Source organism: Nocardiopsis sp. iso_237, from assembly GCF_056173345.1.
Map to the genome: position 1 here is coordinate 2253417 of NZ_CM149669.1, position 15010 is coordinate 2268426.

Annotated in this window: 16 protein-coding genes; 14 read left to right on the forward strand and 2 right to left on the reverse strand. The window is 71.1% G+C overall.

Annotated features, from left to right (window positions below; translation table 11 throughout):
* Positions 1-33: 33 nt before the first annotated feature.
* From uvrC to AC0VYM_RS10205, 10 genes are all read left to right on the forward strand, one after another.
* Positions 34-2088: an excinuclease ABC subunit UvrC gene (gene uvrC / locus AC0VYM_RS10160; protein ID WP_475461469.1), complete on the forward strand. Its 2055-nt coding sequence runs from the start codon at positions 34-36 to the stop codon at positions 2086-2088.
* On the forward strand, positions 2085-2969 hold the full coding sequence (rapZ, locus tag AC0VYM_RS10165) for an RNase adapter RapZ (RefSeq protein ID WP_475461471.1): 885 nt from the start codon (positions 2085-2087) through the stop codon (positions 2967-2969). Before uvrC ends, rapZ begins: the two co-directional genes overlap by 4 nt.
* A 386-nt stretch (positions 2970-3355) precedes the next feature.
* Positions 3356-4333, forward strand: a complete 978-nt coding sequence (locus AC0VYM_RS10170) for a gluconeogenesis factor YvcK family protein (protein ID WP_475461473.1) — start codon at positions 3356-3358, stop codon at positions 4331-4333.
* Positions 4334-4400: 67 nt separating this feature from the next.
* Positions 4401-4817, forward strand: coding sequence for a DUF488 domain-containing protein (locus AC0VYM_RS10175; RefSeq protein WP_475461476.1), 417 nt, complete (start codon positions 4401-4403; stop codon positions 4815-4817).
* A gap of 201 nt (positions 4818-5018) precedes the next feature.
* The gene (gene whiA, locus AC0VYM_RS10180) at positions 5019-5999 is read left to right on the forward strand and encodes a DNA-binding protein WhiA (RefSeq protein WP_330094586.1); all 981 of its coding nucleotides are present in this window, start codon (positions 5019-5021) and stop codon (positions 5997-5999) included.
* A 328-nt stretch (positions 6000-6327) separates the two neighbouring features.
* Positions 6328-7332, forward strand: coding sequence for a type I glyceraldehyde-3-phosphate dehydrogenase (gene gap, locus AC0VYM_RS10185; RefSeq protein ID WP_475461480.1), 1005 nt, complete (start codon positions 6328-6330; stop codon positions 7330-7332).
* Between the two features lie 122 nt (positions 7333-7454).
* A complete protein-coding gene (locus AC0VYM_RS10190) occupies positions 7455-8639 on the forward strand; it encodes a phosphoglycerate kinase (RefSeq protein WP_475461483.1) in 1185 nt (394 codons plus the stop codon).
* A gap of 122 nt (positions 8640-8761) precedes the next feature.
* Positions 8762-9541, forward strand: coding sequence for a triose-phosphate isomerase (gene tpiA, locus AC0VYM_RS10195; RefSeq protein ID WP_475461486.1), 780 nt, complete (start codon positions 8762-8764; stop codon positions 9539-9541).
* 287 nt (positions 9542-9828) lie between these two features.
* Positions 9829-10065 (forward strand): preprotein translocase subunit SecG, encoded by a 237-nt coding sequence (gene secG, locus AC0VYM_RS10200; protein WP_352387973.1) that lies wholly within the window; start codon positions 9829-9831, stop codon positions 10063-10065.
* Positions 10066-10143: 78 nt separating this feature from the next.
* Positions 10144-10515: an RNA polymerase-binding protein RbpA gene (locus AC0VYM_RS10205; protein WP_083926821.1), complete on the forward strand. Its 372-nt coding sequence runs from the start codon at positions 10144-10146 to the stop codon at positions 10513-10515.
* Positions 10516-10776: 261 nt separating this feature from the next.
* Here the strand turns inward: AC0VYM_RS10205 and AC0VYM_RS10210 are convergent, their stop codons facing one another.
* Positions 10777-11037 (reverse strand): hypothetical protein, encoded by a 261-nt coding sequence (locus AC0VYM_RS10210; protein ID WP_475461489.1) that lies wholly within the window; start codon positions 11035-11037, stop codon positions 10777-10779.
* Between the two features lie 115 nt (positions 11038-11152).
* On the opposite strand from AC0VYM_RS10210, the gene AC0VYM_RS10215 reads away from it, so the two are divergent.
* Positions 11153-11845, forward strand: a complete 693-nt coding sequence (locus AC0VYM_RS10215; RefSeq protein WP_475461492.1) for a hypothetical protein — start codon at positions 11153-11155, stop codon at positions 11843-11845.
* Here the strand turns inward: AC0VYM_RS10215 and AC0VYM_RS10220 are convergent.
* Positions 11842-12597: an IclR family transcriptional regulator gene (locus tag AC0VYM_RS10220; RefSeq protein WP_475461495.1), complete on the reverse strand. Its 756-nt coding sequence runs from the start codon at positions 12595-12597 to the stop codon at positions 11842-11844. The genes AC0VYM_RS10215 and AC0VYM_RS10220 overlap by 4 nt on opposite strands.
* A gap of 112 nt (positions 12598-12709) precedes the next feature.
* Between AC0VYM_RS10220 and AC0VYM_RS10225 the strand changes: the two genes are divergently transcribed.
* The 3 genes from AC0VYM_RS10225 to hutH all read left to right on the forward strand — a co-directional run bounded on the left by AC0VYM_RS10225 (position 12710) and on the right by hutH (position 14995).
* Entirely contained in the window at positions 12710-12964 is a 255-nt protein-coding gene (locus AC0VYM_RS10225) for a FitA-like ribbon-helix-helix domain-containing protein (RefSeq protein WP_475461497.1), read from the forward strand.
* A complete protein-coding gene (locus tag AC0VYM_RS10230; protein WP_475461499.1) occupies positions 12961-13362 on the forward strand; it encodes a type II toxin-antitoxin system VapC family toxin in 402 nt (133 codons plus the stop codon). Before AC0VYM_RS10225 ends, AC0VYM_RS10230 begins: the two co-directional genes overlap by 4 nt.
* A gap of 85 nt (positions 13363-13447) precedes the next feature.
* A complete protein-coding gene (gene hutH, locus AC0VYM_RS10235; protein ID WP_475461502.1) occupies positions 13448-14995 on the forward strand; it encodes a histidine ammonia-lyase in 1548 nt (515 codons plus the stop codon).
* Positions 14996-15010 lie beyond the last annotated feature (15 nt).

A 15010-nucleotide genomic window follows, 5' to 3' on the forward strand; every position in this document is an offset into this window, starting at 1 on the left:
CCGTCTGTCCCCGGGAGCGACCAGAATGGGGGTATGGCTGCGACTCCTCACCTGCGCCCCGCCCCCGGCTCCATCCCGACCGAGCCGGGCGTCTACCGATTCCGGGACGCCTCCGGCCGGGTCATCTACGTGGGCAAGGCCAAGAACCTGCGGTCGAGGCTGTCCTCCTACTTCCGGGACTTCGCCGGACTGCACCCCCGCACCCAGCAGATGGTCTCCACCGCCGCCGACGTCGACTGGACGATCGTCGGCACCGAGGTCGAGGCCCTCCAGCTGGAGTACTCCTGGATCAAGCAGTACGATCCGCGCTTCAACGTCAAGTACCGCGACGACAAGAGCTACCCCTACCTGGCGGTGACCCTCAACGAGGAGTTCCCCCGGGTCCAGGTGATGCGGGGCGCCAAGCGCCGTGGCGTGCGCTACTTCGGCCCCTACTCCCACGCCTGGGCCATCCGCGAGACCGTCGACCTGCTGCTGCGGGTCTTCCCCGTGCGCACCTGCTCGCCCGGGGTGTTCCGGGGCGCCCGCAACAGCGGCCGCCCCTGCCTCCTCGGCTACATCGGCAAGTGCGTGGCGCCCTGCGTGGGCCGCGCCAGCCCCGAGGAGCACCGCGAACTGGCAGAGGACTTCTGCTCCTTCCTGGCCGGGGACACCGGGCGCTTCATCCGTCAGCTGGAGACCCGGATGACCGAGGCGGCCCAGGAGATGGAGTACGAGCGGGCCGCGCGCATCCGCGACGACATCGAGGCCCTGCGCGCCGCCTTGGAGAAGCAGGCCGTGGTCCTGCCCGACTCCACCGACTGCGACGTCATCGCCATGTCCGACGACCCCCTGGAGGCGGCGGTCCAGATCTTCCACGTACGGGGCGGCCGGATCCGCGGCCAGCGCGGCTACGTGGTGGACAAGGTGACCGACGCCAGTCCCGGGGAACTCATGCAGAACTTCCTCCGCCAGCTCTACGGCTCGCTGGACGGGGCCGAGGAGACCGAGGGCACCGGCACGTCGATCCCGCGCGAGGTCCTGGTCTCCCACGAGCCGGACGACCCCGACGCCGTGGCGAGCTGGCTGGCCGAGCACCGGGGCGCGGCGGTGGACCTGCGTGTGCCCCGGCGCGGCGACAAGAAGTCCCTCATGGAGACCGTGGACAAGAACGCCCGCGAGGCGCTGGCCCGGCACAAGACCCACCGCGCCGGAGACCTGAGCACCCGGGGCCGCGCCCTCAACGAGATCCAGGAGGCGCTGGACCTGCCCGAGGCGCCGCTGCGCATCGAGTGCTTCGACATCTCCAACCTCCAGGGCGAGCACGTGGTGGCCTCGATGGTGGTCTTCGAGGACGGTCTGGCCCGCAAGTCCGAGTACCGGCGGTTCTCCGTGCGCGGCAGCGGGGCCGGGGGAGCGGAACAGCACGACGTGGCCGCCATGTACGAGGTGGTCAGGCGACGGTTCCGCCGCTACCTGGAGGAGAGCGCGCGCGCCGGCGAGGTGGCCCGGATGGGCGGTACCGACGACCACGCGGACACCGACGGCCACGGGGTCACGGGCGGGAGCGGCACCTCCGAGGAGCCCGCGCCCGGCAAGTTCGCCTATCCGCCTAACCTGGTGGTGGTGGACGGTGCCCGCCCGCAGGCGGAGGCGGCGCGGCGGGCGTTGGACGAACTCGGCATCGAGGACGTGGCCGTCTGCGGTCTGGCCAAGCGCCTGGAGGAGGTGTGGCTGCCCGACGACGAGGACCCGGTGATCCTCCCGCGCGCGGGTGAGGGCCTCTACCTGCTCCAGCGCGTCCGCGACGAGGCCCACCGATTCGCCATCCAGTACCACCGGCAGAAGCGCGCCAAGGCGCTCACCGGGAGCAGTCTGGACGAACTTCCGGGCCTGGGCCCGGCGCGCAGGACCGCCCTCATCAAGGAGTTCGGTTCGGTGCGCAGACTCGCCTCGGCGAGTGTCGAGGAGATCGCGGCGGTACCGGGGATCGGCCCCAAGCTGGCCGAGTCCGTACACGCACATCTGTCCGGTGGCCCCGGCCGGAGGGATGCGGAGGGTGACGGGGCGACGGCAAGGCAAGGCACAGACGGGGGAGGAGACACATGACGGTCGAACTGGGCGGGGAGCTACCGCCCGACGTGGTCATCGTCACCGGGATGTCCGGTGCGGGTCGAAGCACGGCGGCCAGGGCCCTGGAGGACCTGGACTGGTTCGTGGTGGACAACCTGCCACCGGGGCTGCTGCCGACGATGATCGAGCTCGCGGGCCGCACGCACGGGGCGGTGCCCCGGGTCGCGGTGGTGGTGGACGTGCGTTCGCTCGCGTTCACGGAGGACCTGCTGTCCACGGTGGAGGAGCTGCGCAAGCGCGACATCACCGCGCGGGTGCTGTACCTGGAGGCCGGTGACGACGCCCTGGTGCGCCGCTTCGAGGGGGTCCGCCGCCCGCACCCCCTCCAGGGCGACGGGCGCCTGACCGACGGCATCGACCGCGAGCGCGAGACCCTGCGCGCGATCCGCGGCGAGGCCGACCTGGTCATCGACACCTCCCAGCTCAACGTGCACCAGCTCAAGGCGCGGGTGATCGGCTTCTTCGGGGAGAGCGACGAGGTGCGTCCGCGCGCCAACGTGGTCTCCTTCGGGTTCAAGCACGGTCTGCCGGTCGACGCCGACCTGGTCCTGGACTGCCGGTTCCTGCCCAACCCGCACTGGGTGCCGGACCTGCGGCCCATGAACGGCCGGGACGAGCCGGTCCGGGACTACGTGCTCTCCCAGGACGGCGCGCAGGAGATGCTGGAGGCGTACTCGGAGGTCCTGAAGCTGACCATCGCCGGGTACCAGCGCGAGGGCAAGCACTACATGACCCTGGCGGTGGGCTGTACCGGCGGCAAGCACCGCAGCGTGGCCATGGCGGAGCAGTTCGGTGAACGGCTGCGGGCGCAGGGCGTCGACGTGCACGTGGTCCACCGGGACGTGGGCCGGGAGTGACACGCGTTCCGGCGGGCACGGAAGCGTCGGCGGCGCCAGCGGCGTGCCGTCCGTGACCCGGCGGTGAACGCGGCGGCGGCACCCGGGGGCTCGCGCCCCCGGGCCACCGAGGTGACCCGCGCCACTGGCGTGTTCGTGTCCGAGCCGCTCACGGCCGGTCACGCCTCCCTCTGACATCCTGGTGCCCGTGGACACGCCAGGCCCTCAGGTGAACCGAATCGCCAATAATGGCGTCTTCCCTTACATTGGCCCGGTCATTGTTGGTGCCGGTCCGCCAAGGGATCGGGACACGGCGGGCCGGGGGCGTGGGTCGGCCGTTCGCACGCCCCCTTCCGGGGCGGGCCGACGCGACCGCCGGACACGGGACGAGGGGGCAGGCCAAAGGCATGTCGAACAGCACCGATCCGGACGGGGACGACGCCTCACGGCCGCCCCGGGTGGTCGCGCTGGGGGGCGGGCACGGCCTGCACGCCTCCCTGTCTGCGCTGCGCAGGGTGACCACGGACGTCACCGCGATCGTGACCGTCGCCGACGACGGCGGCTCCAGCGGCCGCCTGCGCGAGGAACTTGGCGTGCTTCCGCCCGGTGACCTGAGGATGGCCCTGGCCGCGCTGTGCGGGGACGACGAGTGGGGGCACACCTGGAGCCAGGTGCTCCAGCACCGGTTCCGCTCGGAGGGGGACCTGCACGGCCACGCGGTCGGCAACCTGCTGATCGTCGCGCTGTGGGAACTGCTCGGCGACTCGGTGGCGGGGCTGGACTGGGTGGGCCAGCTGCTGGGCGCCCACGGCCGGGTCCTGCCGATGTCGTCCGTGCCGCTGGAGATCTCGGCGGAGGTGGCCGGGATCGACCCCGGTGAACCCGACGCGCTCACCACGGTGCGCGGGCAGGTGGCGTGCGCCAGCACCAGCGGCCGGGTGCGCTCCATCTCGCTGATCCCCGAGGACCCCCCGGCGAGTCCGCAGGCGGTCAAGGCCGTGCGGGAGGCCGACTGGGTGGTCTTCGGTCCGGGATCGTGGTTCACCAGCGTGCTGCCGCACCTGCTGGTTCCGGAGCTGGCCCACGCCCTGGTCACCACGCGCGCCCGGCGGCTGGTGGTGCTGAACCTGTCACCCCAGCAGGGGGAGACCGACGACTTCCGCCCCGAGACCTACCTCGAGGTGCTCCACGAGCACGCGCCCAAGCTGGGCGTGGACGTGGTGCTGGCCGACTCCGGCACGGTGGAGGAGGTCGGCCCGCTCCTGTCCGCCGCCCACCAGCTCGGCGGGCGGCTCGAACTGGCCGACCTGAGCCTGGGGGACGGCACCCCGCGCCACGACGCCGACAAGCTGGCCGCCGCCCTGGAGCACGTCCTGGAGGACTGACCCCGAGTCTCCCGATGTTGGTACCGGGCTGGGGTGCCCGTGACCGGGGGCGGGGAAGGGTGGGCGCATGGCTGATCACCGCATCCACCTGGAACGCGTCTACGACGAGGTTCGTGCCGAGAAGCACCCCGGGCAGGGGGAGGAGCCCCCGCCCGGGCCCCGGTTCCTGGTGGACCGGCTCTGGCCCCGAGGGGTGAGCAAGAGCGCGGTCGACGGGGACGAGTGGGTCAAGGACGTCGCGCCCAGTCCGCATCTGCGTACCTGGTTCGGGCACGACCCGGGCCGTTTCGAGGAGTTCTCCCGCCGCTACCGGGCCGAGCTGGAGGCCCACCCGGAGGTCCTGGCCCCGATCCTCGACGCGGCCCGGAAGGGGCCCGTCACGCTCCTGTACGCGGCCAGGGACACCGAGCACAACCACGCCGTCGTGCTGAGGGACCACCTGGAGTCGCTCCTGAACTCCTCCCAGGAGTCCGGGAGCAATTGACCGCACACCGTCACGAAGGGCGACACGCCGCCTGTGAGCTGGGCTTGAGGAAGCGCGACACGCCGTGCGGGGGTCGGCGTAAAGGCGCGCGTCACGTAGTCTGCACCGAGAGACAGCCGCCCAGGGAACAGCCCGTGGCGGCACCCGGCGCCCGGGTGTGCGGTGCCGGTGTTCTGCCAGTTCAAGGGGAGGATCGCGGCGATGGCGATGACCGGCGTGGTGAAGGATGAGCTGAGCCGACTGGCGATCCTCAAGCCATGCTGCCGCAAGGCGGAGGTGTCCACCATCCTGCGGTTCACCGGTGGCCTGCACCTCGTGGGCGGCCGGATCGTGATCGAGGCCGAACTCGACACGGGCGCGGCCGCGCGGCGGCTGCGCAAGGACATCTCGGAGGTCTTCGGGCACGAGTCCGAGGTCGTCGTGCTCTCCCCGAGCGGACTGCGCAAGGGCAACCGGTACGTGGTGCGGGTGATCAAGGACGGTGAGTCCCTGGCCCGCCAGACCGGGCTGGTCGACAACAACGGGCGTCCCGTGCGCGGCCTGCCCCGCCACGTGGTGGCGGGCGGTGCCTGCGACTCCGAGTCCGCCTGGCGCGGCGCCTTCATCGCGCACGGCTCCCTGACCGAGCCGGGTCGTTCCATGTCCCTCGAGGTCACCTGCCCCGGTCCGGAGGCCGCGCTGGCCCTGGTCGGTGCGGCCCGACGCCTCAAGGTGCACGCCAAGGCCCGCGAGGTGCGCGGCGTGGACCGGGTGGTGGTGCGCGACGGCGACTCCATCGGCGCGCTGCTGACCCTGCTGGGCGCCCACCAGAGCGTCCTGGCCTGGGAGGAGCGCCGGATGCGCCGGGAGGTGCGGGCCACCGCGAACCGGCTCGCCAACTTCGACGACGCCAACCTGCGGCGCAGCGCCCGGGCGGCGGTCGCGGCGGGCGCGCGGGTCGAGCGGGCCCTGGAGATCCTGGGGGAGGAAGCCCCCAAGCACCTGGTGGCCGCCGGGCAGCTGCGCCTGGCCCACAAGCAGGCGTCCCTGGAGGAGCTGGGACAGCTCTCGGTCCCGCCGCTGACCAAGGACGCCATCGCCGGGCGCATCCGCAGGCTGCTGGCCATGGCCGACAAGCGGGCCAGTGACCTGGGCATCGAGGGAACCGAGGCGAACCTCACTCCCGACATGCTCGTCCCCTGACCGGTCTGGGGCGCAACCGCGCCGGAACGCGGCCGTGACACCGATGTTCGGCTTTGTTAACTGGGAAAACTCCCGGATAACTTCCGAAAATGGTATAGACCTCTCCGCTTCACGGTGTCAGGATGGTCGCGAATCCGCGAGGGCGCGACGGGTGGCTGGACGGGGGTGAGAACGGCTCCCCGCCGACACTCCGCTAGGCTCTTTGTGAACACCTGTTACGCGTTCACGCTGTTCAACACGGTCGTGCCGGCCGTACCAGTCCGGTGCTCCGGGAACAGCCCACACGCTCGGGTGAAACTGCTGTGCGACATATGAGGAGATTGGTTCCGTGACCATCCGTGTAGGCGTCAACGGCTTCGGTCGGATCGGCCGCAACTTCTGGCGCGCGGTCGCCGCTGGCGGCAGCGACATCGAAATCGTCGCGGTCAACGACCTCACCGACACCAAGACGCTCGCGCACCTGCTCAAGTACGACACGGTGCTCGGCACCCTCGACGGCGACGTCGAGGTCGGTGACGACTTCATCCGCGTCGGCGACAAGACCATCAAGGTCCTCGCCCAGCGCGACCCCGCCCAGCTGCCCTGGGGCGAGCTCAACGTCGACGTCGTCGTCGAGTCCACCGGTATCTTCACCAAGGCCGAGGACGCCCGGAAGCACATCAGCGCCGGCGCCAAGAAGGTCATCATCTCCGCCCCGGCCAAGGGCGAGGACATCACCATCGTGATGGGCGTCAACGACGACAAGTACGACGCCGCCAACCACGACATCATCTCCAACGCCTCCTGCACCACCAACTGCGTGGCGCCCATGGCGAAGGTCCTCAAGGACGCCTTCGGCATCCAGCAGGGCTTCATGACCACGGTCCACGCGTACACGAACGACCAGGTCATCCTGGACTTCCCGCACAAGGACCTGCGTCGCGCCCGCGCGGCCGCGCAGAACATCATCCCGACCAGCACGGGTGCGGCCAAGGCCACGGCCCTGGTCATCCCCGAGCTCGCGGGCAAGCTGGACGGCATGGCCATGCGCGTCCCCGTGCCGGACGGCTCCGCCACCGACCTGGTCGTCACCGTGGACCGTGAGGTCACCAAGGACGAGGTCAACGCCGCGTTCAAGGCCGCGGCCGAGGGCCCGCTCAAGGACGTCCTGGTCTACACCGAGGACGAGATCGTCTCCTCCGACATCGTCGGCACCTCGCCCTCCTGCACCCTGGACGCCGGGATGACCATGGTCTCCGGCAAGCAGGTCAAGATCCTGGGCTGGTACGACAACGAGTGGGGCTACTCCAACCGCCTGGTCGACCTGGCCAAGCTGGTCGGCTCCAACCTGTGACCGACGGGTCCCGACCCGTGGCGGCGCACGCCTGACCCGGCACCCCTTCCGCCCCCGCGCGGTGGGGGTGCCGTCGCGTGCGCGCCCCTCCCAGACTTCGACACCCCAACGAGGAGACCAGCATGCGGACGACCGACGACCTTGACGTCTCCGGCAAGCGCGTGTTCGTCCGGGCCGACCTGAACGTGCCCCTGGACGGTGACCGCATCACCGACGACGGGCGCATCCGCGCGGCCCTGCCGACCATCGAGAAGCTCCGTGAGCGCGGCGCGCGCGTCATCGTCGCCGCCCACCTGGGCCGCCCCAAGGGCGCCCCGGACCCCCAGTACTCCCTGCGCCCCGTCGCCGCCCGCCTCGGTGAGCTGCTCGGCACCGAGGTCGCCTTCGCCGCCGACACCGCCGGGGAGTCCGCCCGCGCCACCTCCGCCGCCCTCGGGGACGGAGAGGTCGCGCTGCTGGAGAACGTGCGCTTCGAGCCCGGCGAGACCAGCAAGGACGAGGCCGAGCGCGGCGAGCTCGCGGACCGCTTCGCGCAGCTCGCGGACCTGTACGTGGGCGACGCCTTCGGCGCCGTGCACCGCAGGCACGCCAGCGTCTACGACCTGCCCGGCAAGCTCCCGCACGCCGTCGGCGGCCTGGTGCTGACCGAGGTCGATGTGCTCAAGCGGCTCACCGAGGACCCCGAGCGCCCCTACGTGGTGGCGCTGGGCGGCTCCAAGGTCTCCGACAAGCTCGCCGTGATCGACAACCTCCTGGGCACCGCCGACCGCCTGCTCATCGGCGGCGGCATGGTGTTCACCTTCCTCAAGGCCAAGGGCTACGAGGTCGGCTCCAGCCTCCTGGAGAGCGACCAGCTCGACACCGTGCGCGGCTACCTGGAGCGCGCCGAGCGCGAGGGCGTGGAGATCGTCCTTCCCGTGGACGTCGTGGCCGCCGAGAAGTTCGCCGCCGACGCCCCGCACGCCGCCGTGGGCGTCGACGCCATCCCGGCCGACCGCATGGGACTGGACATCGGCCCGAAGAGCCAGGAGCTGTTCGCCGAGAAGCTGGCCGACGCCCGGACCGTGTTCTGGAACGGCCCAATGGGCGTGTTCGAGATGGCTCCCTACGCGGGCGGCACGCGCGCCCTGGCCCAGGCCCTCATCGACTCCGACGCCTTCACCGTCGTCGGCGGAGGCGACTCCGCCGCCGCCGTGCGATCCCTGGGCTTCGACGAGGCGGCCTTCGGCCACATCTCCACCGGCGGCGGCGCCAGCCTGGAGTACCTGGAGGGCAAGGACCTCCCCGGCATCGACGCCCTGGCCTGAGCGGAGTGTTCGCCCCGCGCCTCCGCGGCGCTCCGGGGCCCGAACGCACACTCCTCGCGCCTCCGCCCGGCCGCGGCGGCGCACACGCAAGCCCTCTCCGACGATTGTGAAGTGAGTCAAGGATGACCAAGCGCCAGCCGCTCATCGCGGGCAACTGGAAGATGAACAACAACCACTTCGAGGCGATCGCGCTCGTCCAGAAGCTGGCCTTCGCCCTGAACGACAAGGACTACGACAACGCCGAGGTCGTCGTCCTGCCGCCGTTCACCGACCTCCGCAGCGTGCAGACCCTGGTGGACGGGGACAAGCTGCGCATCCGCTTCGGCGCGCAGGACATCTCCGCCCACGACAAGGGCGCCTACACCGGCGAGGTCTCCGGTGCGATGCTCGCCAAGCTGGAGTGCTCCTACGTCCTGGTGGGCCACTCCGAGCGCCGCGAGTACCACAACGAGGACGACGCCCTGGTGAACGCCAAGGTCAAGGCCGCCTACAAGAACGACATCGTCCCGCTGCTGTGCGTGGGCGAGGGGCTTGAGGTGCGCAAGGCCGGCCAGCAGGTCGAGCACGTCCTGGCCCAGCTGGACGGCGCCCTCAAGGAGATCCCGGCCGAGCAGGCCGAGCGGATCGTCATCGCCTACGAGCCCGTGTGGGCCATCGGCACCGGTGAGGTCGCCACCCCCGAGGACGCCCAGGAGGTGTGCGCGGCGATCCGCGTCCGCCTGGCCGAGCTGTACTCCGCCGAGGTGGCCGACGCCGTCCGCGTGCTCTACGGCGGCTCGGTCAAGGGCGACAACGCCCCCGGCATCATGGCCAAGGAGGACGTCGACGGCGCCCTGGTCGGCGGTGCCTGCCTGAAGGCCGACGAGTTCACCAAGGTGATCCGTTTCGGCGAGAACGGCTGACCAATCGTCTCGCGGACCGGGCCCGTCACTCTCTGACGTCCAGGGGTGACGGCCCGGGTGCCCGACAGGTGCCCCGTTCGGGCTAGACTTCGCTGTGGGGATTCCCCTGCCTTGGGGTTTCCCCGCCCATGCCTTCACCGGCACGGTAAAATCCGAAAACGTCCCCGGTCTCCTCCTTCCGCGACCCGCTCCGGACCGACGCCTCCCGTCGGCCCTGGTACGGGCGGGAAAAGGGGGATCGAGGTGTCCATTCCCCCCTGCTGCGGGGTCGAGCTACGGGTGAGCGTGTGATCCTCGGTCTGTCCATCTTCGTGATGCTTCTCAGTGTGCTGTTGGTCCTCCTCGTGCTGATGCACAAGGGCAAGGGCGGTGGCCTGTCCGACATGTTCGGCGGCGGTGTCACCTCCTCGCTCGGCGGCTCCTCCGTGGTCGAGCGCAACCTCGACCGGATGACCATCGGGATCGCGATCACGTGGATCGTGACGATCGTCATCCTCGGTCTGCTGATCAACCGGGGAATGTAGCGCGCCGACCGGCCGCAGGCCCCTCGTCCAAGACAATCTCGCCCGAGTCAGGCAGCGAGTTCGCTGAAGGAGTTTTTCGTGGGTAGTGGCAGCGCCATCCGTGGCAGCCGAGTCGGAGCTGGCCCTATGGGCGAGGCGGAGCGGGGCGAGGCCGCTCCCCGCGTCCGGGTCCCGTTCTACTGTGCGAACCTGCACGAGGTCATTCCCAGCTTCGCCAGCGAGGCCGCCGTTCCCGACGAGTGGGACTGCCCGCGCTGCGGCTTCCCCGCGGGCAAGGACAAGGCCAACCCCCCGTCGCCTCCGCGCACCGAGCCGTACAAGACCCACCTGGCGTACGTGAAGGAGCGGCGCAGCGAGGAGGAGGGCAAGCTCATCCTCGACGAGGCGCTGGCCAAGCTCCGCGCCGACCGCGCCGCGGTCGAGGCCCACATGAGGGCCTCCCAGAACTAGGACTTCGAAGGGGCCCGCCACCGGTCACAGGATCGGTGGCGGGCCCCTTCGCGTGCCCGGGAACACCACGTCAGACATGAGGGATGGAGGTATCTTCTCATTCCCGAGACTGCTGTGGCTGGTGGGAATTACGATGACCGACACACACCCCCGAAGCCCCCTTCCTGAGGAGTTGGTGTCGATGTCAGCGTGCCCCACCGGCGGAGACCACGACTGGATTCTCGGCGACGACCGCAAGTTCCAGTGCGCCAAGTGTGGTGCTCAGAGCGCCAGGCGGTTCTGAAACACCTCTCCGGGTCGCGCGGTGCCCCGGGCCTCGGGCTCGTTCTTGGCCTCCGCCCTCCAGGTCACCGGCCTGCCCAGGCTCTCGGCCACGGTCGTGGCCCAACGCTCCAGGGGCGCGAACCGCTCCGCCCCCTCCTCGTCGAGCATGGTCCGCCCCCGGTAGACGATCCCCTCGATGACCAGGACCTCCCCGTCCACCAGCAGTGCGGTCTCGTACTCTCGCGTGCTGCGCCTCATGTGAAAGGACTGTAGCGCCGGAGAGGGGCGGACATCAGGCGTTCGCCGGGATTGACCGCACATGGCCGGGAAGGAGGGGCACCAAGCACCTCGGAAGCTTGGAAGAATGGGGGGTATGGCCTCCCCCGAAGCATCGGACGTCCCCCCTGACACACGGGGTGTCCCCTCGGACCTGACCGAACGACCCGCGAGCGTGTCCCACCTGCGCCGCTACGTCAGTCTGCGCGGCCCCAACACACGCATGTGGATGACGGCGGCCTACTTCTCCGGCGGCCTCACTCTGGGGTTCCTGGTGGTGGTGGGCTCCATGCTCTGGCACGTCATGCGCGAGGAGACCACGGTCGGTTCCGTGTCGCTGTGGGCGTTCGCGGCGCTGGTCATGTTCTTCATCGGCCCGGGCAGCAACGTCTTCCTCGTGCGCGGACTGCCCCAGCGCATCACCCGCCAGGGCATCAGCGCCGACAGCGACGGCGTCACCGTGCTCCAGGAACGCAAGTGGTGGTTCCCCGGCGAGGGCACCTTCATCGCCTGGCCCGAGATCCGCCGCATCCGCGAGGTGCACACCGGTGACCGCAGGATCACGTACTTCATCGAGTTCGCGCTGGACACCCACCGCACCGACCCCGAACTGCCCAGCTGGGCGGAGACCCCGGAGAGCCTCGACCTGGAGGTCGACCCCGAGGCCGCCACGCAGTTCTACGTGCAGGTGCCGCGCGACATCAAGGAGCACATCCTGAAGATGGTGGAGCGCACCGCGCCCCTGCCCTCGATCGTCGAGCGGACCCCGCCGCTGCGCCAGCGCCGCTAGGACCGGCCGCTGAGCCTGCGCGTGAGTTCACCGGCGGCGTCCCGCACCCGCCCGGCCAGGGCCCGGGGGGTGACCGGCCGCGCGACCGGGACGGTCAGGCTGATCGCCGCCGCCGGGCGACCGTTGTGGTCCGAGGCCGCCGCCGCCACCGAGAGGAAGCCCTCGGTGACCTGGCCGCTCTCGATCGACCACCCCTGCTGGCGCTCCTCGGTGAGCAGCTCCCGCAGTTCCCCCGGTGTGGTGGGCCCGCGTCCGGTGCGGTCGGTGAAGGCGCCCGTGTCCGGGTACAGCGCGCGCACCTGGGCGCGGGGCAGCTGGGCCAGCATGGCCCGCCCGGACGCGGTCAGGTGCGCGGGCAGGCGCACGCCCACCCCGGTGATCAGGGTGGGTGCGTGCGGCGGCTGTTCCTTGAGCAGGTACAGCGTGTCCGCGCCGTGCAGCACCCCCAGGTGCGCGGTGGCCCCGGTGGTCTCGGTGAGCTGGTGCAACAGGGGGCGGGCCAGCCGCTCCACCCCGTCGTGGCGCAGGTAGGCCGAGCCGATCTCGAAGGCCGCGACCCCCAGTCCCCACCGCCGCTCCTCGGGCAGGTGGGTCACGAACCCCTCCTCGGCCATCGCCTCCAACAGCTGGTAGACGCTGGACCGGGGCAGGCCGAGCCCGTTGGCGATGGCCGAGGCCGAGACCGGCCCCGGCCGCGAGGCCAGGAAGCGCAACAGCCGCAGCGCGCGTGTGGCCGCCGGAACAACACTCATGCACCAAGGGTGTCATGGACTCGGCGCGTGCGATTGTGGCGCCACAGTGGCGCCGCTATGCATTGCTAATATGTGGAGGTAATGGCGTCAGCCCGATTCGAAGGAGTGCGCTGTGGCTGCTATTCAGATCAAGGACGTGCCGGACGAGGTCAGAGACGTCCTCGCGGCGGAGGCCAAGAGGGCGGGGAAGTCGCTCCAGTCCTACCTGCTCAGTGTTCTGGAGAAGGAGGCGCGGTTCGCACGAAACAGGGAGATCGTGGAACAGACGCCCCTGCCCGGAGCCAACCTCAGCATGGACGAGATCGTGGCCGCGGTGCGCGAGGCTCGGGGGGACGGCCCAGCCCAGACGGAAAGCGGAGCAGCGTGATCGTCGTAGACACCTCGGTGCTGATCGACCTCTACCTGGGGTCCCCGGGCCATACTTCCACCGTCGCTCGCAGAGTGGTGGGAGCGGACAGCGAATGGTACGTGCCGAGCCATCAGCCGTTGGAGTTCCTCAACTCCCTGCGCGGGCTGGTCCTTGGAGGCAAGGTCGCTCCTGGTGACGCCGAGACCGCTCGCAAGCTGTACGGCCTGCAAGCGATCACCCACGTCGATGTGACGGGATCCGTCGCGGACCGGGTGTGGGAGCTGCGGCACAACCTCACCGCGTACGACGCGGCCTACGTGGCCGTGGCGGAGGCTCTGGACTGTTCCCTGGTCACCGGTGACGCGCGGCTGGCCGCCGCCCCGGGCCTCAGGTGCGAGGTGCGGGTGATCCGCTAGGCCCCCGGCGCGGGTGTCTGGGATCTCGGACGGTTCTGCCGTGTTGGCTCTTCCGGCGGGCTCGCGGGCAGGGTCGAATGGGGTCATGTCCACAGCAGTTCCTTCCGTAGCCGTCGGCGGTGCTCCGCTCACCCCGGCCCAGGTCCTCTCCGTCGCCCGTGAGGGCGCCCACGTCGTCCTCAGCGAGGACACCCGCAAGGCCGTACGCCACGGCCGCGAGCAGGTCGAGGCGCTCGCCCGGGGCGAGGTGCCCGCCTACGGCGTCAGCACCGGGTTCGGCGCGCTGGCCACCCGGCACATCGCCCCCGACCTGCGCGCCCGCCTCCAGCGCTCCCTCATCCGCTCGCACGCCGCCGGGGCCGGTCCCGAGGTGGAGCGCGAGGTTGTGCGCGCCCTGATGCTGCTGCGTCTGCGCACGCTGGCCTCGGGCAACACCGGCGTCCAGGTCGTCACCGTCGAGACCCTGGCCGCCCTGCTCAACGCCGGGATCACCCCCGTCGTCCACGAGTACGGCAGCCTGGGCTGCTCGGGTGACCTGGCGCCGCTGTCCCACGTCGCCCTGGCCCTGATGGGTGAGGGGCGGGTCCGTGACGCCGACGGTGAGCTCAGGGAGGCCGGGGACGCCCTGGCCTCGGCGGGCATCGCCCCCGTGGAGCTCGGCGCCAAGGAGGGCCTGGCCCTCATCAACGGCACGGACGGCATGCTCGGCATGCTCGCCATCGCCTGCATGGACCTGGAGCGCCTGCTCAAGGTCGCGGACATCACCGCCGCGATGAGCGTCGAGGCCCTGCTCGGCACCGACCGGGTCTTCGCGGAGGAGCTCCAGAGGCTGCGCCCGCACCCGGGCCAGGCCGCCTCGGCGTCGAACCTGCGCGCGATGCTCGCGGACTCACCGATCGTCGCCTCCCACCGGGGGCCGGACTGCAACCGGGTCCAGGACGCCTACTCGCTGCGCTGCGCCCCGCAGGTGGCCGGTGCCGCCCGTGACACCCTCGCCCACGCCCTGCTCGTGGCCGGGCGCGAGCTGGACAGCGTCATCGACAACCCGGTGGTGCTCGACGACGGCCGCGTGGAGTCCAACGGCAACTTCCACGGTGCGCCGGTCGCCTACGTGCTCGACTTCCTGGCCGTGGCCGTCGCCGACACGGCCTCGATCGCCGAACGCCGCACGGACCGCATGCTAGACGTCGCCCGTTCGCACGGCCTCCCGGCCTTCCTCGCGGACGACCCCGGAGTGGACTCGGGCCACATGATCGCCCAGTACACCCAGGCCGCCATCGTCTCCGAGCTCAAGCGCCTGGCCGTGCCCGCCAGCGTCGACTCCATCCCGAGCTCGGCCATGCAGGAGGACCACGTCTCCATGGGCTGGGCCGCCGCCCGCAAACTGCGCCGCGCGGTGGACGGGCTCACCACCGTGCTGGCCGTCGAGCTGCTGACCGCCGCCCGCGCCCTGGACCTGCGCTCACCGCTGGAGCCCGGCCCCGCCACCGGCGCCGTCCTGCGCACCGTGCGCGAGCGGGTCGCCGGCCCCGGCCCCGACCGCTACCTGGCCCCCGAGATCGCCGCCGTGGCCGCCCTGGTCGCGGACGGCGCGGTCGTCGAGGCCGCCGAGACCGTCACCCCGCTCGCCTAGCCCCCGAGGAGACCA